General features: G+C 47.2%; 1 protein-coding gene. It reads left to right on the plus strand.

Annotated features, from left to right (window positions below):
- Positions 1–290 (plus strand): ATP-binding cassette domain-containing protein (locus tag HJY11_RS13530; RefSeq protein ID WP_208076457.1); only part of this gene is annotated, 290 nt, incomplete at both ends.

The following is a 290-nucleotide window of genomic DNA, read 5'->3' on the forward strand; positions in this document are numbered from 1 at the left end:
TGCTTCGTCTTGTCGGACTGAATAAGGAACATGCAACCCGTTTTCCGCATGAGTTTTCCGGTGGGCAGAGACAACGTATTGGAATCGCAAGAGCACTTGCGGTAGATCCGGAATTTATCGTCTGCGACGAGCCGATTTCCGCTCTTGACGTATCCATTCAGGCACAGGTTGTCAATCTTCTCGTAAAACTTCAAAGAGAGCTTGGCCTTACATATCTCTTCATTGCCCATGACCTGTCCATGGTCAAACATATCTCTGACCGTGTCGGTGTCATGTATATGGGACATATT

This window comes from Bittarella massiliensis (ex Durand et al. 2017), assembly GCF_017566145.1.
Lineage (GTDB): Bacteria > Bacillota > Clostridia > Oscillospirales > Ruminococcaceae > Bittarella > Bittarella massiliensis_A.